The organism is Erwinia sp. Eh17-17 (assembly GCF_039675725.1).
Lineage (GTDB): Bacteria > Pseudomonadota > Gammaproteobacteria > Enterobacterales > Enterobacteriaceae > Erwinia.
The window spans coordinates 1-23,068 of record NZ_JBDFQT010000015.1 but is presented as its reverse complement, the minus strand read 5'-3'; the positions used below and the strand labels follow the sequence as shown (position 1 = coordinate 23,068).

The following is a 23,068-nucleotide window of genomic DNA, read 5'->3' as shown; positions in this document are numbered from 1 at the left end:
TCGCCGCAGGCAAAGACCAGGGAAGGGAAAAGTCAGAAAATGTACGCTGAATTTCGCTTATTTTTTATCACTGACGGGGCTGTTTTTCCCCGATATTTTTTCAACGGCAGCGAGCACGGAGACGGGCTCAAGCTTTTTGTCTTTTTTATCGGTTACGGCGGCAGGTTCCTCAGTCTGGTGTGAATTACCGACAAACACGCCGCCCTTTTCAATCGAGAACTCACCGGCATACACTTCACCGTCGATACGGCCTCGTGACATAATAATCACCGTCCTGGCATAACAGCTGCCCTTGAGCACGCCATTCACCACCAGTTTAAGCGACGTCACCTTTCCCGTGACCCTGCCTTCCTTACCAATCTGGGTGGTTTTCTGGCTGGTGATATCCCCTTCGACCACACCATTTATCGTTATATTATTTTCATTCGTTATCTCGCCAGCTAATACCGACCCGAGTGAGATAACCGTTTCTTTAGTGCTATGTTCATCATTTGAAGACAGAGGCAAGGGGTTAGCCTGTTGCATTTTGACTGCCGGCGATGCCGTATCAATATTCTTGTCTTCATCTTTCCTTTTTAAATTAAACACTTTTAAAATCATCCTTTTAGTGTGTAGACCTGACTCGATAAACAGCAGACAGAAAACCGCTGTGCCAGCCAGAGAGAGGAATAAAGTCATTCTTGTTGGTAGTTCAAAGGCAAGAAGAATCATACCCCAGCAAAACCAGACTCCCCACAAATAACTCTGTTTTCTGACCTCAGTCATTATATTCAATCGCCACGTACGGAAACATCGTTCGAAGGAACAGTCTTTGAACCTTTATTAAGATCATGCTGAGAGAAATATTAATTTATCTTAACCCATACCCCACAGAGATATTCTCCTGCTGATAAACAACTCTGGGGATGATATTTTAATTTTTTACAGAGATAAAGCCAGTAACGTTCATAACTTTTACTGAAAAATAATAACCTCCTGATTAACAACTTAGCTAACCAGAAGATTATATCGCATAAAAAAATGAAAAAATAAAAGCGCAGATTACACGCGGCACTATTCCGCGCTTGCGCGACATAATGCAACAGTATCTTCAATCAAACGTCTTGCTATGGTGCCGGGAGGCGGGAGCAGGGGTAGAGCATCGTAGCGATACCAGCCGGCAGAAAGTAGCTCTTTAGGATCAATATTGATGTCACCCGCCGCATAGTCGGCCATGAAAGCCATCATCAATGACTGCGGGAACGGCCAGGGCTGTGAAGAGACATAGCGCAGATTTTTTACCGTGATCCCGCTCTCTTCCATCACTTCACGCGCCACCGTCTGCTCAAGAGTTTCTCCCACCTCCACAAACCCGGCCAGCACGGTGAACACGCCGTTGCGGTGTCGGGTATGCTGCGCCAGCAGAATCTCATCCCCCCGGCGGATGGCAACAATGATACAGGGTGCAATCTGCGGATAATAACGCTGGCGGCAGTGGCCACACAGACAGGCCCATTCCGTTTTGCTGTGGTGCATTTCGTGGCCACAGTAGCCACACCAGCGGTGCGAACGATAGAACTCCGCCAGCTGAATGCCCCGCCCGACCAGCTGGAACAGCCCGGTTTCGCTATCGAGCAGCTGCCGTAACGATCCCATATCCTGAGGCCGCGTATCGCGGATCAGCCAGACGGTTTGCCCCTGCCACTCACCAATCGGCGATCCCCGCGATCCTGCCAGACCGAGTAAACCGGCATTCCCCTGAGGTAATTCACCTTTTGGTAACCAAATTTTATGTTCCAGGCTGACAATCCACCAGCCAGCGTCTACGCTTAAAATTTCCTGTTCCATCATTTTGCTCATCATCCTCAGCTTAAAGACTGGATTGAGGTCAGACGTTAAAATATAACACTCACGGAGTTGAACATGCTTAACCAGTTAGAAGTCCTCACCGCGCGCGTCGGCGGTTGCAGTGAGCTGGTAGACTTCTGTCTGCGCTCGCGCAAGCAGTTGCTGGTTACCTACTATCAAGTGGCTGGTATCAAGCCTAACAAGGAAACGCTGACGACGCTCGATGAAAACGCGCTCGATACGTTTTGCCTGAATCTGGTGGATTATCTTTCGACGGGCCACTTCACCGTCTATCAACGCTTTATCAAAGAGCTGGAAGGAACTGAGCAGCTGGCGAAAGCGTCGCTGATCTACCCCTCACTAAAGGCCAATACCGATCGGATCATGCAGGTTTATGATTCTCATCTGGAAGACGCTATCGATCATGACAACTATCGGGAATTCCAGAATGCGCTGTCCATTGTGGGTGAAGCGCTGGAAGCCCGCTTTACTCTGGAAGATAAATTCATCCAGTTAGCTTTAGACAATATGGCTGAAAATCAAGAAGCTGCCAACGCCTGCACCCTCGCACGCCCTGCCTGATTCGTTATCAAAATGTGATTTTCTTGTAGTTTCCAAAATGCCCCTTTATGCTGAAGGGGTTCGGATGAGGCGTGCCTCATCCCTGCGTAGTGTTAATTTCGAGACCGGGAGTTGTGACTTATTAGCCATAATTCTCATCGATATCTTGTCGGAGTGCCCTTCGGGGCTGAGACCGTTAATTCGGGATCCGCGGAACCTGATCAGGTTAGTACCTGCGAAGGGAACAAGAGTAAATCTGCTATGGCGATGTGAATGCCCATTTTCTCACATCGTTATCGTTACTCCCCGCCTCCAGGCAAGCAAACTTCTGTTTAATGATCAGGAAATTGCTATGTCTACCGTTGAAAAACCTTTCGTTGAGAAAAAAGCCAGCCGCCGCCAACAGCGCGCCGCCGCGCAGCAGTTTATCGACTCCCTGCAGGGTACGGCTTTTCCCAATTCAAAACGTATTTATCTGAGCGGGTCGCAGCCGGATATCCGCGTACCGATGCGCGAGATCCAGCTCAGCCCGACGACCGTGGGCGGTAGCCAGGATCGACCGCTGCTGGAAGAAAACGAACCGGTACCGGTCTACGATACGGCAGGCCCGTATGGTGACCCGACCGCGACGATTGATGTCCATGCCGGGCTGCAGAAGCTGCGCAGCCAGTGGATCGCCAGACGGGGCGATACCGAGGAGAGGGAGGAACTCAGCTCGACCTACACGCAACAACGCCTGGCAGACGACGGGCTGGACCACTTACGCTTTGAGAACCTGCCCCGGCCACGTCGGTCACTGGCAGGACGCTGCGTCACTCAAATGCATTATGCCCGTCAGGGCATTATCACGCCGGAAATGGAGTATATCGCCCTGCGTGAGAATATGGGCCGCGAGCGTATACGGGGTGATGTCCTGCTGCAACAGCATCCGGGCCACAGCTTCGGCGCGCAGCTGCCGGACAACATCACCGCTGAATTTGTCCGCCAGGAGGTGGCAGCCGGCCGTGCGATTATCCCGGCCAACATTAATCATCCGGAGTCCGAGCCGATGATTATCGGCCGCAATTTCCTGGTCAAGATTAACGCCAATATCGGCAATTCCGCGGTCAGCTCTTCGATCGAAGAAGAGGTGGAAAAACTGGTATGGTCGGTGCGCTGGGGTGCCGATACGGTAATGGATCTCTCAACCGGGCGTTATATTCACGAAACCCGTGAATGGCTCCTGCGCAACAGCCCGGTTCCCATTGGTACCGTGCCGATTTACCAGGCGCTGGAAAAAGTGAACGGCGTCGCAGAAGATCTCAACTGGGAAATTTTCCGCGATACGCTGCTGGAGCAGGCTGAACAGGGCGTTGATTATTTCACCATCCATGCCGGTGTGTTGCTACGCTACGTGCCGATGACCGCCAGACGGCTAACCGGCATCGTCTCCCGTGGTGGGTCGATCATGGCAAAATGGTGCCTGTCACATCATCAGGAGAGTTTTCTCTATCAACACTTCCGCGAGATTTGCGAAATTTGTGCCGCTTATGATGTCTCGCTGTCGCTGGGGGATGGCCTGCGTCCGGGTTCAATTCAGGATGCCAACGACGAAGCGCAGTTTGCCGAACTGCGCACGCTGGGCGAACTGACCAAAATCGCCTGGGAGTATGACGTACAGGTGATGATTGAAGGGCCGGGCCATGTGCCAATGCAGATGATCCGCGTCAACATGACGGAACAGCTTGAACACTGCCATGAAGCGCCGTTTTATACCCTGGGGCCGCTGACCACCGATATTGCGCCGGGATACGATCACTTCACCTCCGGTATTGGTGCTGCGATGATCGGCTGGTTTGGCTGCGCGATGCTGTGCTACGTGACGCCAAAGGAGCACCTCGGTCTGCCGAATAAAGAGGACGTGAAACAGGGGCTGATCGCCTACAAGATCGCCGCCCATGCTGCCGATCTCGCCAAAGGCCACCCCGGCGCACAAATTCGCGATAATGCGATGTCGAAAGCGCGTTTTGAATTCCGCTGGGAGGACCAGTTTAACCTGGCGCTCGATCCGCACACCGCACGTGCTTACCACGATGAAACCCTGCCGCAGGAGTCCGGCAAAGTGGCTCACTTCTGTTCAATGTGTGGCCCCAAATTTTGCTCTATGAAAATCACTCAGGAAGTACGTGAATACGCTGCCCGTCAGGAGGCCGAAGCCCGGCCGATCGAAATGGGTATGGCACAGATGTCTGAGGCGTTTCGCCATCGCGGCGGTGAGCTTTATCACCGTGCAGATAACCTGAAATCAGAGGAAAAATTATGAGTCGTGGCGCTTTTCCCGCTACCGAAGCGCGGCTGGGCCTGTACCCGGTGGTCGATACGGTGGAATGGATTGCACGCCTGCTGGATGCCGGCGTGAGGACACTGCAGTTACGGATTAAAGACTGCGCGGATAGTGAAGTCGAACAGCAGATCGTCGATGCCATTGCTCTGGGTAAACGCTATCAGGCGCGCCTGTTTATTAATGACTACTGGCGGCTGGCAATCAAACATCAGGCCTACGGCGTCCATCTTGGACAGGAAGATCTTGATGTTGCCGACCTGGATGCGATTCACGCTGCCGGTCTGCGCCTTGGTCTGTCAACGCATGACGATGTCGAGCTGGACAGAGCGCTGGCCGAACAGCCTTCTTATATTGCTCTGGGTCACGTATTCCCGACGCAAACAAAAGTGATGCCATCCGCGCCGCAGGGACTGGAAGAGCTGGCGCGCCACATTGGGCGACTGAAAGGCATTTCTACCGTTGCCATCGGAGGGATCAGCCTGGACCGTGTGCCGCAGGTTATGGCCACCGGCGTCGGCAGCATTGCCGTCGTCAGCGCCATCACCCAGGCCAGTGACTGGCGGGCCGCCACCCACCAGCTGCTTGAGCTGGTGGAAGCGCAGACGGTCCGCCGGAGCTAGCGTCTTTACCAGCAAACGGGAAGAGAGGCCGCAATAAAATGTCACCGTCGGTAACGCCGGTAAACAACGCTGAAGACGCTGCGCAGCGTTATCATTCGCGGCTTTTCTCACCCGTCGGAATCACTATAGTGGCAGTGCGGGTGACAATCCGGTCATCCGCCAGGGTCAGTACTCTTCCTTCTCGCTGACCCTGCCCTCTCCCGCCTCATCCTGCTGCAATGGCGCAGCCACCGCTGAACAGCAAAGCATGGCGCGTTCAACGGCCTCTCCCAGAATTTCCAGCGCACGCTCGGTTTTATCCGTAAAAGGCTGGGCATAGCTGAGGCGCAGGCAGTTACGGTATTTGCCTGATGCGGAAAACAGGGAACCCACGGCGATCTGAATATCTGATGCCCGCAGGTCCTGATTCAGCCGCAGCGCATCAAAAGGCTCCGGCAGCTCAACCCAGATCAGGAAGCCGCCCTGCGGGCGAGTGACACAAATGCCACACGGGAAATGGTGGCGAACCCGCCGGGTAAATATTTCCAGGTTGCGCTGATAGTAACTGCGCATCCGTCGCAGATGTGGCTGATAGTATCCCTGACGAATAAACGCGGCAACGGCCATCTGCGTCTGGGTCACCGTGGAGCCGGTGCTGATATATTTCATATGCAACACGCGGTCAAAATAGCGCCCCGGAGCCACCCAACCCACGCGCAGGCCCGGTGCCAGAGTTTTAGAGAATGAGCTGCAAAGCAGTACACGCCCATCCATATCCAGCGACTTGATCGTTGCCGGGCGCGGATAATCAAAGGCCAGCTCGCCGTACACATCATCTTCAATAATCGCCGCATCGAAGCGCTGTGCCAGCGTCAGCAGGGCCTGTTTACGCGCCGCTGGCATCACAAACCCCAGCGGATTGTTGCAGTTAGGCACCACCACCACGGCATTAATCGGCCACTGTTCAAACGCCAGCTCCAGCGCCTCCAGGCTGATGCCGGTGACCGAATCCGTCGGGATTTCAATCGCGCGGATGCCGAACCCGCGCAGGGTTTGCATCGTGCCGTGAAACGCCGGTGACTCGACGGCAATAATATCTCCCGGCTGGCAGACCGCTCTGATCGACACCGACAGCGCTTCATGGCAGCCCGTGGTGATCACGATGTCATCCGCCGTTAGCTGGCAGCCGCTGTCAATCATCAGGCGCGCAACCTGTCCGCGCAGCTCCGGCACACCGTACAGATTGTCATAGCTCAGCAGGCGGGGATCCTGCTGCTGCCCCAGACGACTGATAATTTTCCACAGCGGCTTGAGCGTGGGGGCATCGATGTAAGGCATCCCGCTGCCCAGCTGGAGCACGTCTTCATTCAGCCGGGCATTGAGCAGATCCATGACCGCCTCCCACTGGGTGATCTCTACCGGGCGCTGGACCGGGCGGGTAAGCGGCGGCAGTGGAGGCGCGTCCTTACGTGGAGTGACAAAGTAACCGGAGCGCGGCTGCGGTGTGATCAGCTGTTTTTCTTCCAGCAGATAGTAAGCCTGTTGCACGGTACTAATGCTCACGCCATGTTCAGCGCTGAGTGACCGCACGGACGGAAGCCGCTCACCGGCCTGATACAGCCCCTGCTCTATACGTTGTGCCAGCAGTTCTGCCAGCCGTTGATAACGCGTCATTGTATCCTGCCCTCACGGTTACCTTTCAGTAAACCAGTACAGATTGCGGTAATAATCACCATTCAGTCACACTATCGCGCAATCTGTATGTCAATAAAAGGTGTTTTTTGCATCTGTATCATAATCGTCTTTAACGACAGAATAGTGGCCATACCTAAGGTGATGAGGAGGCAGTGATGGAATTTGAAGAGAACAGAGCAGCGAAACCCTTTAGCTGGGCGCTGATAAAAACAAACTTTCTTATGCCTTATCATCGCTGGCAGGCACGACGTATCCGCTCCTGTACCCGCAAGATTTTGTCGCGTCTGAGTGATGCGCAGCTAAAAGATATCGGACTCACCTGTGAGGATGTCCGCAACTTATAGTGATGTGGCCTGGGTCGAAGGATGGCCCGGAGGGCAACGCGGATGTTCCACCGCGCTGCCCTTTTTTTATGGCCCGGCGAAAATCAGTTACCGCGGTAGGTAGAGTAGCCGTACTGGCTTAACAGCAGTGGGATATGGTAGTGGCTGTCACTGTTCTCCACGTGGAAGATCACCGGGATCTCAGGGAAGAAAGTCGGCTGTTTTTGCTGTTTGTAGTAATCACCGGTTTTGAACACGACTTTGTAATCACCGGCTGCCATGGTTTTACCCGCCGGATAGAGTGCCGGAATGCGTCCGTTTTTGTCCGTAACGCCAGAGGCCAGTTTTACCCAACCCTGCTTTTGCTGCTGTTCGAGTTCAACCGTTACACCGGATGTCGGTACGCCAGTTTGCAGGTTCAGCACGTGAACGCTCAACGGGTTTTTCATTGCTTCATCACCGGCAGCCAGTACAGGCAGAGAAGCACTTACCAGGCTGGTCAGCACCAGGGCTTTAACCATCTTCATGTCGGACTCCTTATCATTAATGTCGGCATGAAGATAACAGGTGCGCGGTGTAACGACGATTTTGCTGCGGGAAATATGAAATTTCCCAGAAGGATATTTTGCAGGGAGGGGGTATGCCCTCCCCTGAGACGACTACTCTTTGCCTTTGGTCACCCAGACGGAAGGCCAGTCAATCGTTAACCCTCCCTGACAGGTAGGCTGATTTTTAAAACGGGCCAGATGGAACGTCTTACCGTCATAAATCCAGCCGCCGTTATTACCGCAGTTGGCGGTCTCATTTCCACGGTCGGAAAAATAGAGATGGGCGACGGCGGAATCGTAACCGCCCTGGGCGAACAGGGTTTCTCTCACTGGCTTGCCGTCAGTACCGTTCAGAGGCAGTGGCAGCGTCAGCTGTCTGGTTTCTTTCGGGTTATCGCGTGAGCTGATAAACACCACGTTTAATGTTTTAAAATCACCCGGACCGCAGTTGACCATAACCAGTGCCTGCTTGTCGTTCAGCGGTTCAGCGTAGCTGCGTGCGCGAGTGTGATCGTCCTGAGGGCACTGCAGCTGATTCAGCAGCTTACCATTGGCAGCAATGGCGCCATCAACCAGTGCAGCAGGATCGGTCAACGGCACCACTGCCGGGATCGGGAAGTTTAATTCAGGAGGGGCGGGACGGGGCGGAACCGCTGACGGTGCCTTATTCCCCACTTTCAGCAAAGCCGTCTGGTTATCCAGACGCCCCTGCCGTTCATCCACCAGCAGCAGCGCTGCACTCAGCCCCGCCAGAGAAATCGCGTCTGCACCTGGAGCAAGTGCCAGCGTCTGAGCACTTTTGCTCGCCTGTAACCACTGCTGGATATCCGCCAGGCTGTCGCTGCGACCGACGTTAAAATCATCGCTGCTCTGAGAAGGGGCAATGTGAATACCGGAAGCCAGGGCTTTACCCTCCAGCCAGATCCCTTCCGCTTTGCGTTCGCCCGACTGCAGGAAGATAACCGACGGTTTTGCCTCGGCCCCGGCCTGACGTTTCAGGATAATACGCAGCGTCTCGTCAGTATTGCGAACATCGCAATCATTCACGTTGTTACAGGTGACCTGCCAGTTTTTAAACACCTTCTGCACCGGCGCGTTGACCCACTCTTCAGCCTGAACGCCTGCGCTGACTCCCAGCAGCATGAACGCCATCACTACTTTTTTATTATTCATTGTTTCTCTCAGAAATTTAACGGCCAAAAAAAACTCGCCGAAGCGAGTTTTTTACTATGCCACAGGTGGTGACCAATTACTCGCCGTCTCCACCGCTGACTATTTTGTTCCTGCTGTCGCCCATATGGACGGCCAGTCGCCAGGGTCACCGCCGTTACATTCCGGCTGTCTGTTGTAGTATGTCAGATGGAAGATTTTGCCGTCATATTTCCAGCCGCCACTGTCCCCGCAGTCGGCAATACCGCGTCCGCGCCCGGCGTAAGAAAGTTCACCGGTTTGCGGATCGTAGCTGACCTCCGTAAACCAGCTCATGACTATCGGTTTACCCTGGTCATCGTTATCGGGTAACGGCAGCGTCAACTGCTTTATCTCAGCGGGGTTAGTACGGGAACTGATAAACAGCAGGCTGGCAGACTGATAGGCTCCCAGCCCACAGTTGACCATCACCAGCGCCTGTTTATCATTCAGCGGCAGCGCCTCACTTCGTTCACGCGCAGCCGTATCTGGCTCGCAGCTCTCATTCGCCAGCAGCTGTCTGTTGGCGGCAATCGCGCCGTCGATCAGTGCAGCCGCGTTAGTGAGCGGCACAACTTTTGGCACCGGGAAGTTCATCACCTCAGGCACCGGCCTTCCGGGCACCATTGAAGGCTCACTGTTACCGACTTTCAGCAGTGCGGTCTGATTCCCCAGACGGCCCTGACGTTCATCCACCAGCAACAGCGCCGCATTCAGCCCGCTGAGTGAGGCGCCTTCCGTACCGGGTGCGAGCGCAATAGTCAGGGCATTTTTGCTTGCCTGCACCCACTGCTGAATATCGGCCAGCTTATCGCTTCCACCCGCGCTGTCATCACCACTGATTTTGGAGGGTGCAATCTCAATACCGGAATGCCAGGGTTTACCGTCCAGCCAGATGCCCTGCGGTTTCAGATCGCCCCACTGCTGGAAACTGAGCGAAGGCTGCGCATCCGGCCCGGCCTTGCGTTCAAGAGTAATACGCAGCGCCTCGTCAGTATTGCGCACTTCACAGTCATTGAGGTTGTTGCAGGTCACCTGCCAGCTTTTAAAAACCTTTTGTACCGGGGCGTTAACCCACTCTGCTGCCTGAACGCTCGCGCTCAATCCCATCAGCATCAGCGCCATCACGACCTTATTATTGTGCATTTTTTGTCCATGTGATTTTGTTTAGTCGAAAAAAAACCCCGCCGGAGCGAGGTTTTTTATTATGCCACAGGTGGTTGACGATTAATCGTCATTACCGCCCAGGTTTCCTGCGTTAAGCAGCTCAGCCAGGCTGGCAGAGGCTTCATCGGCAGTCACGACTGGCACGACTGGCGCTTCGCCCGCGGCTTTACGACGCATGCGATCCTGATGATACGCATAACCGGTACCGGCTGGGATCAGACGGCCAACGATAACGTTCTCTTTCAGACCGCGCAGTTCGTCGCGTTTGCCCGCAACGGCTGCTTCGGTCAGTACGCGCGTGGTTTCCTGGAACGAAGCCGCAGAGATAAACGACTCGGTTGCCAGGGAAGCTTTGGTGATACCCAGCAGATCGCGTGCAAATGTTGCAGAGATTTTGCCGTTAGCTTCCAGATCGCGGTTAGCAATCTTAACGCGTGAGAACTCAACCTGCTCACCGTCGAGGAAGTCAGTGCCTCCAGCGCTGGAGATGGTTGCTTTACGCAGCATCTGACGAACGATGACTTCGATGTGCTTATCGTTAATCTTAACGCCTTGCAGACGGTAAACTTCCTGCACTTCGTTAGTGATGTAACGGGTCACCGCATGCACGCCACGCAGACGCAGAATGTCATGTGGAGACTCTGGGCCATCGGAAACAACATCACCGCGCTCTACGCGTTCACCTTCGAACACGTTCAGCTGACGCCATTTCGGAATCATCTCTTCGTAATGATCGCTACCGTCGATCGGCGTGATCACCAGACGACGCTTCCCTTTGGTTTCTTTACCGAAGGAAATGATGCCGCTGATCTCAGCCAGGATTGCCGGCTCTTTCGGACGACGGGCTTCGAACAGGTCAGCAACGCGTGGCAGACCACCGGTGATGTCCTTGGTACCGCCAGATTCCTGCGGTACACGCGCAAGGGTGTCACCAGAACTGATCTTGATGCCATCTTCCAGCTGTACAATCGCTTTACCCGGCAGGAAGTACTGAGCAGGCATATCGGAGCCTGGGATCATTACATCGTTACCGTTAGCATCAACGATTTTCAGTGCCGGACGCAGATCTTTACCACCAGCAGTACGTTCCGCACTGTCGAGGATAACCAGTGAGGACAGACCGGTCAGGTCATCCGTCTGGCGGGTAATGGTCTGGCCATCAATCATGTCAGTGAAGCGAATGAAACCGCTCACTTCGGTGATGACTGGCATGGTGTGCGGATCCCAGTTTGCTACGGTCTCGCCCGCTGCAACCTGCTCGCCGTCGCCTTTCGCCATGGTTGAACCGTAAGGAACTTTATAGCTCTCTTTGGTACGACCAAATTCGTCGATCATTTTCAGTTCAACGTTACGCGAGGTGATCACCAGCTTGCCAGCGGAGTTGGTTACCGACTTGGCGTTGATCAGCTTCAGCGTACCTTTGTTCTTGACCTGAATGCTGGATTCAGCAGCCGCACGAGATGCCGCACCACCGATGTGGAACGTACGCATCGTCAGCTGTGTACCCGGCTCACCGATGGACTGTGCTGCGATAACGCCGATAGCCTCACCTTTGTTGATGATGTGACCACGTGCCAGGTCGCGACCGTAGCAGTGAGCACACACACCGAAGTCAGTTTCGCAGCTTACTACGGAACGCACTTTCAGGCTGTCAACAGAGTGTTCTTCCAACAGGTCACACTGCTGTTCGTGCAGCAGGGTGTTACGTGGCAGAAGGATGTCAGCAGTACCCGGCTTGATCACGTCTTCTGCGGTCACACGACCCAGTACGCGCTCACGCAGCGGTTCTTTCACGTCGCCACCTTCGATGACCGGAGTCATCATGATGCCTTCGTGCGTACCACAGTCATCTTCAGTCACGACCAGATCCTGCGCGACGTCAACCAGACGACGGGTCAGGTAACCGGAGTTAGCTGTTTTCAGTGCGGTATCCGCAAGACCTTTACGCGCACCGTGCGTGGAGATGAAGTACTGGAGTACGTTCAGACCTTCACGGAAGTTCGCGGTGATTGGCGTCTCGATGATTGAGCCATCTGGCTTAGCCATCAGACCACGCATACCGGCCAGCTGACGAATCTGCGCTGCAGAACCACGCGCACCGGAGTCGGCCATCATAAAGATGCTGTTGAAGGAAACCTGACGCTCTTCCACACCATCGCGGTTGATCACGAGTTCGGTAGAGAGGTTTTCCATCATCGCTTTCGCAACGCGTTCGTTGGCCGCAGCCCAGATATCGATCACTTTGTTATAGCGTTCGCCAGCGGTAACCAGACCAGACTGGAACTGCTGCTGGATCTCAGCCACTTCCGCTTCCGCTTCGGTGATGATTTCCACTTTCTTCTCTGGGATCACCATGTCGTCGATACCAACAGACGCACCTGAACGTGCCGCATAGGCAAAGCCGGTGTACATAGTCTGGTCAGCAAAGATAACGGTCGGCTTCAGACCCAGGATGCGGTAACAGGTGTTCAGCATCTTGGAGATCGCTTTCTTACCCAGCGCCTGGTTGACGATGGAGTAAGGCAGACCTTTAGGTACGATCATCCACAGGATAGAACGACCAATAGTCGTGTCGATGATGCTGGTTTTAGCAACCCATTCGCCCTGCTCGTTTTTCTCGTGCTCGGTGATACGCACTTTAACGCGAGCGTGCAGAGACGCATGGCCGGCGCGGTAAACACGCTCAGCTTCTTTCGGGCCAGTCAGCACCATGCCTTCGCCTTTGGCGTTAACACAGTCGCGGGTCATGTAGTACAGACCCAGTACAACGTCCTGAGAAGGAACGATGATTGGCTCGCCGTTCGCAGGTGACAGGATGTTGTTGGTAGACATCATCAGCGCACGCGCTTCCAGCTGAGCTTCCAGCGTCAGCGGAACGTGTACTGCCATCTGGTCACCATCGAAGTCGGCGTTATAGGCCGCACAGACCAGCGGGTGCAGCTGGATAGCTTTACCTTCGATCAGTACTGGCTCAAACGCCTGGATGCCCAGACGGTGCAGAGTAGGTGCACGGTTCAGCAGGACCGGGTGTTCGCGGATCACTTCATCCAGGATATCCCAGACGACAGATTCTTCACGCTCAACCATTTTCTTAGCCGCTTTGATGGTGGTAGCAAGACCACGCAGTTCCAGCTTGCCGTAGATGAACGGTTTGAACAGCTCCAGTGCCATTTTCTTCGGCAGACCACACTGATGCAGACGCAGGTATGGACCTACGGTGATAACCGAACGACCAGAGTAGTCGACACGTTTACCCAGCAAGTTCTGACGGAAACGACCCTGTTTACCTTTGATCATATCGGCCAAAGATTTCAGAGGACGTTTGTTAGAACCGGTGATCGCACGACCGCGACGGCCGTTATCCAGCAGCGCATCGACCGCTTCCTGCAACATACGTTTTTCGTTACGTACGATGATATCCGGCGCAGCCAGATCCAGCAGGCGTTTCAGACGGTTGTTACGGTTGATCACGCGACGGTACAGATCGTTCAGATCTGAAGTCGCGAAACGACCGCCGTCCAGCGGCACCAGCGGACGCAGATCCGGTGGCAGTACAGGCAGCACGGTCAGGATCATCCACTCTGGTTTGTTACCAGACTGTACGAACGCTTCCAGCAGCTTGATACGCTTGGTCAGTTTTTTACGCTTGGTTTCGGAGTTAGTTTCGTTCAACTCTTCACGCAGAGTCTCACACTCTTGCTCCAGGTCCATGTTTTTCAACAGAGCCTGGATTGCTTCCGCACCCATTTTAGCGTCGAATTCGTCACCAAACTCTTCCAGCGCGTCGAGATACTGCTCTTCAGTCAGGATCTGGCGCTTTTCGAGGTTGGTCATACCGCCTTCAACGACAACGTAAGATTCGAAGTAAAGAACACGTTCGATATCACGCAGCGGCATATCCAGCAGCAAACCGATGCGCGAAGGCAGCGATTTCAGGAACCAGATGTGCGCAGTCGGTGAAGCCAGCTCAATGTGGCCCATACGCTCACGGCGAACTTTGGTCTGTGTAACTTCAACGCCACACTTCTCACAGATCACACCGCGATGTTTTAAGCGCTTGTACTTACCGCACAGGCACTCGTAGTCTTTTACTGGCCCGAAAATACGCGCACAGAAAAGCCCGTCACGTTCTGGTTTGAACGTACGGTAGTTGATGGTTTCTGGCTTTTTAACTTCACCAAAAGACCATGAACGGATCATATCTGGCGATGCCAGAGCGATCTTGATCGCATCAAACTCTTCTGTCTTAGTTTGCGCTTTCAGAAACTTAAGTAAGTCTTTCACGGATTAGCTCCCGTCGGAGTGAGACTTCTCAGAGACGCCCGGAGTGACCCGGGCGCCCTGTAACCAGTACAGCAGATGCGAGTTATTACTCGTCTTCCAGCTCGATGTTAATACCCAGCGAGCGGATCTCTTTCAACAGTACGTTGAAGGATTCCGGCATGCCCGGTTCCATCTGATGATTGCCGTCAACGATGTTTTTATACATCTTGGTACGGCCGTTCACGTCATCAGACTTCACGGTCAGCATTTCCTGCAGGGTATAAGCGGCACCGTATGCTTCCAGTGCCCATACTTCCATCTCACCGAAGCGCTGACCACCGAACTGCGCCTTACCACCCAGCGGCTGCTGAGTAACGAGGCTGTAAGAACCGGTAGAACGCGCATGCATTTTGTCATCAACCAGGTGGTTCAGCTTCAGCATGTACATGTAGCCAACGGTAACCTGACGTTCGAACTGCTCACCGGTACGACCATCAAACAGTGTAATCTGACCAGAAGAAGGCAGGCCGCCGAGCTGTAACAGCTCTTTGATTTCGCTCTCTTTCGCGCCGTCAAACACTGGCGTTGCGATTGGCATACCTTTTTTCAGGTTCTCTGCCAGACGCAGCACTTCGTCGTCGGTGAAGGTGTTCAGGTCAACTTTCTGGCGCAGATCGCTACCCAGATCGTAAGCACGCTGAATGAATTCACGCAGCTTGGACACTTCTTCCTGCTTCTTAAGCATAGCGTTGATCTTCTCGCCAATGCCCTTCGCAGCCATACCCAGGTGGGTTTCAAGAATCTGACCAATGTTCATACGTGATGGTACGCCCAGCGGGTTCAGTACGATGTCAACCGGCGTGCCGTATTCATCGTATGGCATATCTTCGATCGGGTTGATCTTGGAGATAACACCTTTGTTCCCGTGACGACCTGCCATTTTGTCACCAGGCTGAATCTGACGTTTAACGGCCAGATACACTTTAACGATTTTCAGCACGCCAGGTGCCAGGTCATCGCCCTGAGTGATTTTGCGGCGCTTAGCTTCAAGTTTCTTCTCAAACTCGTGCTTCAGCTCGTCGTACTGCTCGGCCAGCTGTTCCAGCTGGTTTTGCTTTTCTTCGTCGGTCAGGCCGAGTTCCAGCCAGCGCTCGCGTGGCAGCTTCTCCAGTTTTTCCGCTTCAACACCGCCGGCAACCAGCAGATAGCTAATACGGCTGAACAAACCAGCTTCGAGGATCTGCAGTTCTTCAGACAGGTCTTTCTTCGCCTGCTTCAGCTGCATCTCTTCGATTTCCAGCGCACGTTTGTCTTTTTCCACGCCATCGCGGGTAAAGACCTGAACGTCGATGATGGTACCAGACACGCCGTTTGGTACACGCAGAGAAGAGTCTTTAACGTCAGACGCTTTCTCACCGAAGATGGCACGCAGCAGCTTCTCTTCTGGCGTCAGCTGGGTCTCACCTTTCGGCGTTACCTTACCAACCAGAATGTCACCACCGGTCACTTCCGCACCGATATACACGATACCGGATTCATCCAGTTTGGAGAGCGCAGCTTCACCCACGTTAGGGATGTCGGCAGTGATCTCTTCCGGCCCCAGCTTGGTGTCGCGAGACACACATGCCAGTTCCTGGATGTGGATAGTAGTGAAGCGATCTTCCTGTACCACGCGCTCGGAGACTAAGATGGAGTCTTCGAAGTTGTAGCCGTTCCACGGCATGAACGCGACGCGCATGTTCTGACCGAGTGCCAGTTCGCCGAGGTCGGTTGAAGGACCATCAGCCAGCACATCACCACGTTCAATAGGCTCACCCAGATTCACGCAAGGCATCTGGTTGATACAGGTGTTCTGGTTAGAACGGGTGTATTTAGTCAGGTTGTAAATGTCGATACCGGCTTCGCCCGGATACATTTCGTCTTCGTTAACTTTGATAACGATACGGGATGCATCCACGTACTGAACGGTACCACCACGTTTCGCTACGGCTGTAACACCGGAGTCAACCGCTACCGCGCGTTCCATACCGGTACCAACCAGCGGCTTATCAGCACGCAGAGTTGGAACCGCCTGACGTTGCATGTTTGCACCCATCAATGCGCGGTTGGCGTCATCGTGCTCCAGGAACGGGATCAGTGACGCACCGACGGAAACCACCTGTTGGGTGGAAACGTCCATGTAGTCAACCTGATCGCGGTTGAAGAGGCTCGACTCGCCTTTGCTACGGCAGGTAACCAGATCGTCTACGAAGTGACCTTCGTCGTCGAGGTTGGTGTTGGCCTGAGCGATAACGTAGTTACCCTCTTCAATTGCAGAGAGGTAATGAATTTCGTCGGTCACCACGCCTTCGCGAACGCGACGGTATGGTGTTTCCAGGAAACCATACTCATTGGTCTGTGCATAAACAGACAAGGAGTTGATCAGACCGATGTTTGGACCTTCCGGCGTTTCGATTGGACATACGCGACCGTAGTGAGTCGGGTGTACGTCTCGAACTTCGAAGCCTGCACGCTCACGCGTCAGACCGCCTGGACCCAGGGCAGAGATACGACGCTTATGCGTGATCTCAGACAGCGGGTTGTTCTGGTCCATAAACTGTGACAGCTGGCTCGAACCGAAGAACTCTTTCACTGCCGCAGAAATAGGCTTGGCGTTGATCATGTCCTGTGGCATCAGGGTATCCAGATCGCCCAGGGACAGACGCTCTTTCACCGCACGCTCTACGCGCACAAGGCCAACACGGAACTGGTTTTCTGCCATTTCGCCAACGGAACGGATACGACGGTTGCCGAGGTGGTCGATATCATCCACTTCGCCAATACCGTTACGGATACCGATGAGCTTCTTCATCACCTGAATGATGTCGTCTTTGCTCAGGATACCGGAACCTTCGATCTCGTCACGCAGCAGAGAACGGTTGAACTTCATACGACCAACCGCAGACAGATCGTAGCGGTCTTCAGAGAAGAACAGGTTCTCGAACAGGTTTTCCGCCGCTTCACGCGTTGGTGGCTCACCAGGACGCATCATGCGGTAGATCTCAACCAGTGCGCTCAGGCGATCGCTGGTTGGGTCGACACGTACAGTCTCAGACATGTACGCACCGTGATCCAGGTCGTTGGTAAACAGGGTTTCAATGCGCTTGTGACCGGACTGGCTGAGTTTAGCCAGCAGATCCAGTGACAGTTCCATGTTCGCCGCGATCAGCAGTTCACCGGTGCTCTCATCGACATAGTCTTTAGCAACGACTTTGCCGGCAATGTACTCAACCGGGACTTCGATGTGTGAAACAGCATCTTTCTCAAGCTGACGAATATGGCGCGCAGTAATGCGGCGACCTTTTTCGACGTAAACGGTGCCGTTCGATTCAATATCGAATGACGCAGTTTCACCGCGCAGGCGCTCTGGGATCAGATCCATCTGCAGCTTGTTATCGCGAATTTGATAAACCACTTTATCGAAGAACAGGTCAAGGATCTGCTCAGTGGTGTAATTCAGCGCGCGCAGAATGATGGTCGCAGGCAGTTTACGACGACGGTCAATACGGACGAACAGGTTGTCTTTCGGGTCGAACTCGAAGTCCAGCCATGAACCACGGTAAGGGATGATACGTGCGTTATACAGCACTTTACCGGACGAGTGGGTTTTACCCTTATCGCTGTCGAAGAAGACACCAGGACTACGGTGGAGCTGAGAAACGATAACGCGTTCAGTACCGTTAATCACGAAGGTACCGTTATCGGTCATGAGCGGAATTTCGCCCATGTAAACTTCTTGTTCTTTGATGTCTTTAACGGTGCCTTCCGGCGCTTCGCGCTCGTAGATCACCAGGCGCAGTTTTACGCGCAGAGGGGCAGAGTACGTGACACCACGAATCTGACACTCTTTAACATCAAATACTGGTTCGCCTAAACGGTAGCTGACGTACTGCAGCTCAGAGTTACCGCTATAGCTTTGGATTGGGAATACGGAGCGGAATGCTGCTTCCAGACCATATTGACCTTCCGGATCTTGCTCGATGAACTTCTGAAACGAGTCAAGCTGGATAGAAAGGAGATATGGAATGTCCAGAACTTGTGGACGCTTTCCAAAATCCTTACGAATACGTTTTTTCTCGGTATAGGAGTAAACCATAGGGTTCCTCAGCTCGCTGAAATGTAGAACCTCGCTGTCCATCCAGGAGGACAGTTCATGCAACGCTGTTTTATGTTGTTCGAAAAACAAGACTGCTTTTCGTAATACCTCTTTCTATCACGCTTAAATCATTTCGTTGCCCGTTGTCTGAGCAGGGAACCCAGTCAGGAAGGCAGTATATTAAGTCGTCGATAGAGAAAGATATTAAGCTAATCAATGACTAAACAGTGTGAAATATCATTGACGCTGTAGAGCGCAAAAAGGCTGGTGACCAAAAAGTCACCAGCCATCAGCCTAAAAGACTAGGCTGCAACCTGAAAGGTTGGCTTATTTAACTTCAACTTCTGCGCCAGCTTCTTCCAGTGCTTTCTTCAGTGCTTCTGCGTCGTCTTTGCTGATGCCTTCTTTCAGGGCAGCAGGTGCAGACTCAACCAGATCTTTAGCTTCTTTCAGGCCCAGACCAGTTGCGCCACGTACTGCTTTGATCACGGCAACTTTGTTAGCGCCGATAGCTTTCAGTACAACGTCGAACTCGGTTTTTTCTTCTACAGCTTCAGCAGCAGCAGCAGGACCTGCAACAGCAGCAGCAGCTGACACGCCGAATTTCTCTTCCATAGCGGAGATCAGTTCAACGATTTCCATTACAGACAGAGCTGCAACGCCTTCAATGATTTGGTCTTTAGTGATTGACATTTCGTGTTCCTAAATTCAGAAAGTAATTTGTACGTTAGCAAATGAACGGATAAGAAGAGCAGTGCAGCTATTAAGCAGCAGTAGCTTCTTTCTGATCGCGTACAGCAGCCAGAGTGCGAACCAGTTTGCCGGCAGCGGCTTCTTTCATGGTTGCCATCAGGCGTGCGATTGCTTCATCGTAAGTTGGCAGAGTTGCCAGGCGGTCGATCTGAGCCGCACTGATCAGCTCGCCTTCAAAGGCTGCAGCTTTAACCTCGAATTTTGCATTCGCTTTCGCGAACTCTTTGAACAGACGAGCAGCAGCGCCCGGGTGTTCCATAGAGTATGCAATCAAGGTAGGACCGGTTAACGTGTCTTTCAGGCACTCAAACTGAGTACCTTCAACGACGCGGCGCAGCAAGGTGTTACGAACAACACGCATGTATACGCCAGCTGCACGTCCTGCTTTACGCAGTTCGGTCATTTTATCTACGGTAACGCCACGAGAATCCGCAACTACCGCAGACAGCGCGCCTTTGGCTACTTCGCTGACTTCAGCAACAATCGCTTGTTTGTCTTGAAGATTTAAGGCCATTAGCTTGTGCTCCTGGATTTTTGGCCGGGGATGGATTTCCCCGGAACTCACTTCACCTGAACTGTGTTGCCACAGAAAGGCGCTAAAACACGGTGAGCAGAATCCAGCAAAGACTATAAAAATATTCTTTTGGTTCTGTCACCGTCTACGCAGGAGATTAAGTTTCTTGCGAAACACCTGCGGTCTTGGACGGAGGCCAGGATAAGGCCTGGCTCCAACCTAAAAATTCTGTCTAATACGTCGTCCTTCAAGCTATAGCTGCGTTAGCTTCTTTCGCTCACCCCGGTTACGTAGCGGACTACGCTCTTGGGGATTCACTCAATTGCCGCCTTGCTGCAACTCGAATGACTCGATTAGTGGTTCTGTATATTTACAGAACAACGGGCGTAAGATTCTAGATGAAAATTTCGCCCGCGTAAAGCACAGATTAGTTAGCGACAGCGTTCAGGCCAGCCTGATCAACTGCAACACCTGCACCCATAGTGGTAGACAGGCTAACTTTCTTGATGAAAACACCTTTCGCCTGAGAAGGTTTTGCTTTTTTCAGCGCAACCAGCAGGGATTCCAGGTTTTCTTTCAGTTTATCTGTGTCGAAATCAACCTTACCGATAGTGGTATGGATGATGCCGTTTTTGTCGTTACGATAACGAACCTGACCCGCTTTAGCGTTTTTCACTGCTTCAGCAACGTTAGGAGTTACAGTACCAACTTTCGGGTTTGGCATCAGACCGCGTGGGCCCAGAACCTGACCCAGCTGGCCAACAACGCGCATTGCATCTGGAGATGCGATAACCACGTCGAAGTTCATTTCGCCTTTTTTGATCTGGTCAGCCAGATCTTCCATACCTACCAGCTCAGCGCCGGCTGCTTTAGCAGCTTCAGCGTTTGCGCCCTGGGCAAATACGGCAACGCGAACAGAACGGCCAGTACCGTGTGGCAGTACAGTTGCACCGCGAACGTTCTGGTCAGATTTACGAGCATCAATGCCCAGGTTCACAGCTACGTCAACGCTTTCTACGAACTTAGCAGTAGCCAGTTCTTTCAGCAGAGCAACAGCTTCGTTGATGTCATACTGTTTAGTTGAATCAACTTTGTCACGGATCACGCGCATGCGCTTGGTCAGCTTAGCCATTTCTTAGTCCTCTACTACCAGGCCCATGGAACGAGCAGTACCTTCGATGGAGCGAGTCATCGCTTCCAGGTCAGCACCAGTCATGTCCGCAGCTTTGGTTTCTGCGATTTCACGTACCTGAGCACGCGATACTTTACCTACTTTGTCTTTGTTCGGCTTGCCAGAACCAGACTTAATACCAGCCGCTTTCTTCAGCAGTACTGCTGCAGGAGGGGTCTTGGTAACGAAGGTGAAAGAACGGTCAGAGTAAACGGTGATCACAACTGGCGTTGGAAGACCTTTCTCCAGGGATTCTGTTTTGGCGTTGAACGCTTTACAGAATTCCATGATGTTAACGCCCTGCTGACCCAGTGCCGGACCAACCGGTGGACTTGGGTTTGCCATACCAGCTGCAACCTGCAACTTAACGTAGGCTTGTACTTTCTTAGCCATGATAATTCCTCTATTGGGTGATAACGCTCCTGAAGGAGCTCCCCGTGATTAATATTCACACGCCAGCTTTCGGCGTATAAAAACAAAAGGCGCGAAATTGTAGTGCAATTTCGCGCCTCTCGCAACCACTAGATGCCAGTGATCGTGTAATTTTTACGCGCCCCGCATCAACAGCAGAGGCGGCGTTTAAAAGGGGAATTAGCCCTTTTCAACCTGACCGAAGTCCAGTTCAACCGGTGTTGCACGGCCGAAGATAGAGACGGACACTTTCAGGCGGCTTTTTTCATAGTCGACTTCTTCCACCACGCCGTTAAAGTCAGCAAACGGACCATCGCTAACGCGGACCATTTCACCTGGCTCAAACATTGTTTTCGGACGTGGTTTGTCGCCAGCCTGCTGCAGGCGGTTCATGATCGCATCGACTTCTTTGTCGCTGATCGGTGCCGGACGGTCAGAAGTCCCACCAATGAAGCCCATAACACGCGGCACGCTGCGCACCAGGTGCCAGCTGGCATCGTTCATCACCATCTGAACCAGCACGTAGCCTGGGAAGAACTTGCGCTCGCTTTTACGGCGCTGGCCACCACGGATCTCAACCACTTCTTCGGTTGGAACCATGACATCGCCAAACAGCTCTTCCATGTTATGTAACTTGATATGCTCACGCAGCGATTGAGCTACGCGGCCTTCAAAACCGGAAAACGCCTGAACGACGTACCAGCGCTTTTTTGGAGCTTCAGACATCTCAGAACCTCAGGCCAGTGATAAACGATACCAGACGAACCAGAATTCCATCCAGTCCCCACAAAATCAGTGACATCACGGCAGTTACCGCGGCAACGATTAACGTGGTGTGCAACGTTTCCTGACGAGTAGGCCAGATGACCTTACGAACCTCAGTGCGCGCTTCACGGGCGAAAGCCAACGTCGCTTTGCCTTTGGTGGTAATCAGAGCAATGCCGGCTGCTGCAGCCATCAGAACCACGACGGCGAGCGCACGCAGAGGCAATGTGATCTCGCGATAATAGGAGTTACCGGCGATAGCAGCGACCAGAAGCACCACCACACCTATCCACTTCAATATTTCCAGGCCGCGCCCGTTTCCTTGAGCTTCGGTATTAGCACTCATAAACCAACCTGCCACAATAAATCAGAAACACTTTTGCCCCGTCATACGAGGCAACCGAACCGAATGATGCTGTTAGGCGTAACTCGGCATATCCTTTAATTCCAGGTCGTAACCTGAAAACTATTGGCTTAAACGCCGTGCTACAGAGCCTGCCTCAGCAATGATTATGGTCTAAAAAATCACTGATGAGTCAGGTTCTATGTTACAGCGCGCAAAAAGGGCATCAAATGATGCCCTTTTCATGTGCATTGCGTCAAATATTATCAGCGATTAAGCGATAACTTTAGCAACAACACCAGCACCAACGGTACGACCACCTTCACGGATTGCGAAACGCAGACCGTCGTCCATCGCGATTGGGTGGATCAGGGTAACAACCATCTGAATGTTGTCACCTGGCATGACCATCTCAACGCCTTCTGGCAGTTCGATGGTACCGGTCACGTCAGTAGTACGGAAGTAGAACTGTGGACGGTAGC

18 protein-coding genes, 1 pseudogene and 1 riboswitch are annotated in these 23,068 nt (G+C 53.0%); of the genes and pseudogenes, 4 read left to right on the top strand and 15 right to left on the bottom strand.

The window, feature by feature from the left end; all coding sequences use genetic code 11:
• Window positions 1–57: 57 nt before the first annotated feature.
• A complete protein-coding gene (locus ABEH87_RS21155; protein ID WP_346579318.1) occupies window positions 58–711 on the bottom strand; it encodes a polymer-forming cytoskeletal protein in 654 nt (217 codons plus the stop codon).
• A 342-nt stretch (window positions 712–1,053) separates the two neighbouring features.
• Window positions 1,054–1,827: an NAD(+) diphosphatase gene (gene nudC / locus ABEH87_RS21150; RefSeq protein ID WP_346579331.1), complete on the bottom strand. Its 774-nt coding sequence runs from the start codon at window positions 1,825–1,827 to the stop codon at window positions 1,054–1,056.
• Window positions 1,828–1,902: 75 nt separating this feature from the next.
• Here nudC and rsd point away from each other — a divergent pair, with 75 nt between their 5' ends.
• The 3 genes from rsd to thiE all read left to right on the top strand — a co-directional run bounded on the left by rsd (window position 1,903) and on the right by thiE (window position 5,331).
• Entirely contained in the window at window positions 1,903–2,409 is a 507-nt protein-coding gene (gene rsd / locus ABEH87_RS21145) for a sigma D regulator (RefSeq protein WP_346579316.1), read from the top strand.
• Between the two features lie 139 nt (window positions 2,410–2,548).
• Window positions 2,549–2,649, top strand: a riboswitch (TPP riboswitch).
• A 91-nt stretch (window positions 2,650–2,740) separates the two neighbouring features.
• Window positions 2,741–4,690 carry a phosphomethylpyrimidine synthase ThiC gene (gene thiC, locus ABEH87_RS21140; protein WP_346579314.1) on the top strand — a complete coding sequence of 650 codons (1,950 nt, stop codon included), beginning with the start codon at window positions 2,741–2,743 and terminating at the stop codon, window positions 4,688–4,690.
• Entirely contained in the window at window positions 4,687–5,331 is a 645-nt protein-coding gene (gene thiE, locus ABEH87_RS21135; protein ID WP_346579313.1) for a thiamine phosphate synthase, read from the top strand. Before thiC ends, thiE begins: the two co-directional genes overlap by 4 nt.
• Before the next feature lie 165 nt (window positions 5,332–5,496).
• Here the strand turns inward: thiE and ABEH87_RS21130 are convergent, their stop codons facing one another.
• Window positions 5,497–6,984 carry a PLP-dependent aminotransferase family protein gene (locus tag ABEH87_RS21130; RefSeq protein ID WP_346579311.1) on the bottom strand — a complete coding sequence of 496 codons (1,488 nt, stop codon included), beginning with the start codon at window positions 6,982–6,984 and terminating at the stop codon, window positions 5,497–5,499.
• A 176-nt stretch (window positions 6,985–7,160) separates the two neighbouring features.
• On the opposite strand from ABEH87_RS21130, the gene ABEH87_RS21125 reads away from it, so the two are divergent.
• On the top strand, window positions 7,161–7,349 hold the full coding sequence (locus ABEH87_RS21125) for a DUF1127 domain-containing protein (RefSeq protein ID WP_346579310.1): 189 nt from the start codon (window positions 7,161–7,163) through the stop codon (window positions 7,347–7,349).
• 83 nt (window positions 7,350–7,432) lie between these two features.
• Here ABEH87_RS21125 and uraH read toward each other — a convergent pair whose 3' ends face one another.
• From uraH to tuf, 12 genes and pseudogenes are all read right to left on the bottom strand, one after another.
• Window positions 7,433–7,855 (bottom strand): hydroxyisourate hydrolase, encoded by a 423-nt coding sequence (gene uraH / locus ABEH87_RS21120; protein ID WP_346579309.1) that lies wholly within the window; start codon window positions 7,853–7,855, stop codon window positions 7,433–7,435.
• Window positions 7,856–7,987: 132 nt separating this feature from the next.
• Window positions 7,988–9,049, bottom strand: coding sequence for a DUF1176 domain-containing protein (locus tag ABEH87_RS21115; RefSeq protein ID WP_346579307.1), 1,062 nt, complete (start codon window positions 9,047–9,049; stop codon window positions 7,988–7,990).
• A 99-nt stretch (window positions 9,050–9,148) separates the two neighbouring features.
• Window positions 9,149–10,210: a DUF1176 domain-containing protein gene (locus ABEH87_RS21110; RefSeq protein WP_346579305.1), complete on the bottom strand. Its 1,062-nt coding sequence runs from the start codon at window positions 10,208–10,210 to the stop codon at window positions 9,149–9,151.
• Window positions 10,211–10,291: 81 nt separating this feature from the next.
• A complete protein-coding gene (rpoC, locus tag ABEH87_RS21105; protein WP_346579304.1) occupies window positions 10,292–14,515 on the bottom strand; it encodes a DNA-directed RNA polymerase subunit beta' in 4,224 nt (1,407 codons plus the stop codon).
• Window positions 14,516–14,600: 85 nt separating this feature from the next.
• The gene (gene rpoB, locus ABEH87_RS21100) at window positions 14,601–18,629 is read right to left on the bottom strand and encodes a DNA-directed RNA polymerase subunit beta (protein ID WP_346579302.1); all 4,029 of its coding nucleotides are present in this window, start codon (window positions 18,627–18,629) and stop codon (window positions 14,601–14,603) included.
• Window positions 18,630–18,956: 327 nt separating this feature from the next.
• Window positions 18,957–19,322 carry a 50S ribosomal protein L7/L12 gene (gene rplL / locus ABEH87_RS21095; protein WP_048914311.1) on the bottom strand — a complete coding sequence of 122 codons (366 nt, stop codon included), beginning with the start codon at window positions 19,320–19,322 and terminating at the stop codon, window positions 18,957–18,959.
• Window positions 19,323–19,392: 70 nt separating this feature from the next.
• Window positions 19,393–19,896: a 50S ribosomal protein L10 gene (gene rplJ, locus ABEH87_RS21090; RefSeq protein ID WP_346579301.1), complete on the bottom strand. Its 504-nt coding sequence runs from the start codon at window positions 19,894–19,896 to the stop codon at window positions 19,393–19,395.
• A 427-nt stretch (window positions 19,897–20,323) separates the two neighbouring features.
• On the bottom strand, window positions 20,324–21,028 hold the full coding sequence (gene rplA / locus ABEH87_RS21085) for a 50S ribosomal protein L1 (RefSeq protein ID WP_346579299.1): 705 nt from the start codon (window positions 21,026–21,028) through the stop codon (window positions 20,324–20,326).
• 3 nt (window positions 21,029–21,031) lie between these two features.
• On the bottom strand, window positions 21,032–21,460 hold the full coding sequence (rplK, locus tag ABEH87_RS21080; protein WP_062749165.1) for a 50S ribosomal protein L11: 429 nt from the start codon (window positions 21,458–21,460) through the stop codon (window positions 21,032–21,034).
• Window positions 21,461–21,658: 198 nt separating this feature from the next.
• Window positions 21,659–22,204, bottom strand: coding sequence for a transcription termination/antitermination protein NusG (gene nusG / locus ABEH87_RS21075; protein WP_062749168.1), 546 nt, complete (start codon window positions 22,202–22,204; stop codon window positions 21,659–21,661).
• Window position 22,205: 1 nt separating this feature from the next.
• Window positions 22,206–22,589, bottom strand: coding sequence for a preprotein translocase subunit SecE (gene secE / locus ABEH87_RS21070; protein WP_346579297.1), 384 nt, complete (start codon window positions 22,587–22,589; stop codon window positions 22,206–22,208).
• Window positions 22,590–22,859: 270 nt separating this feature from the next.
• Window positions 22,860–23,068: pseudogene (gene tuf, locus ABEH87_RS21065) on the bottom strand (elongation factor Tu); the annotation flags it as partial.

Excerpts from the sequence above, each read along its gene's own strand:
- ABEH87_RS21155 (WP_346579318.1), bottom strand. The coding sequence starts at position 711 with ATGATTCTTCTTGCCTTTGAACTACCAACAAGAATGACTTTATTCCTC.
- nudC (WP_346579331.1), bottom strand. The coding sequence starts at position 1,827 with ATGGAACAGGAAATTTTAAGCGTAGACGCTGGCTGGTGGATTGTCAGC.
- rsd (WP_346579316.1), top strand. The coding sequence starts at position 1,903 with ATGCTTAACCAGTTAGAAGTCCTCACCGCGCGCGTCGGCGGTTGCAGT.
- thiC (WP_346579314.1), top strand. The coding sequence starts at position 2,741 with ATGTCTACCGTTGAAAAACCTTTCGTTGAGAAAAAAGCCAGCCGCCGC.
- thiE (WP_346579313.1), top strand. The coding sequence starts at position 4,687 with ATGAGTCGTGGCGCTTTTCCCGCTACCGAAGCGCGGCTGGGCCTGTAC.
- ABEH87_RS21130 (WP_346579311.1), bottom strand. The coding sequence starts at position 6,984 with ATGACGCGTTATCAACGGCTGGCAGAACTGCTGGCACAACGTATAGAG.
- ABEH87_RS21125 (WP_346579310.1), top strand. The coding sequence starts at position 7,161 with ATGGAATTTGAAGAGAACAGAGCAGCGAAACCCTTTAGCTGGGCGCTG.
- uraH (WP_346579309.1), bottom strand. The coding sequence starts at position 7,855 with ATGAAGATGGTTAAAGCCCTGGTGCTGACCAGCCTGGTAAGTGCTTCT.
- ABEH87_RS21115 (WP_346579307.1), bottom strand. The coding sequence starts at position 9,049 with ATGAATAATAAAAAAGTAGTGATGGCGTTCATGCTGCTGGGAGTCAGC.
- ABEH87_RS21110 (WP_346579305.1), bottom strand. The coding sequence starts at position 10,210 with ATGCACAATAATAAGGTCGTGATGGCGCTGATGCTGATGGGATTGAGC.
- rpoB (WP_346579302.1), bottom strand. The coding sequence starts at position 18,629 with ATGGTTTACTCCTATACCGAGAAAAAACGTATTCGTAAGGATTTTGGA.
- rplL (WP_048914311.1), bottom strand. The coding sequence starts at position 19,322 with ATGTCAATCACTAAAGACCAAATCATTGAAGGCGTTGCAGCTCTGTCT.
- rplJ (WP_346579301.1), bottom strand. The coding sequence starts at position 19,896 with ATGGCCTTAAATCTTCAAGACAAACAAGCGATTGTTGCTGAAGTCAGC.
- rplA (WP_346579299.1), bottom strand. The coding sequence starts at position 21,028 with ATGGCTAAGCTGACCAAGCGCATGCGCGTGATCCGTGACAAAGTTGAT.
- rplK (WP_062749165.1), bottom strand. The coding sequence starts at position 21,460 with ATGGCTAAGAAAGTACAAGCCTACGTTAAGTTGCAGGTTGCAGCTGGT.
- nusG (WP_062749168.1), bottom strand. The coding sequence starts at position 22,204 with ATGTCTGAAGCTCCAAAAAAGCGCTGGTACGTCGTTCAGGCGTTTTCC.
- secE (WP_346579297.1), bottom strand. The coding sequence starts at position 22,589 with ATGAGTGCTAATACCGAAGCTCAAGGAAACGGGCGCGGCCTGGAAATA.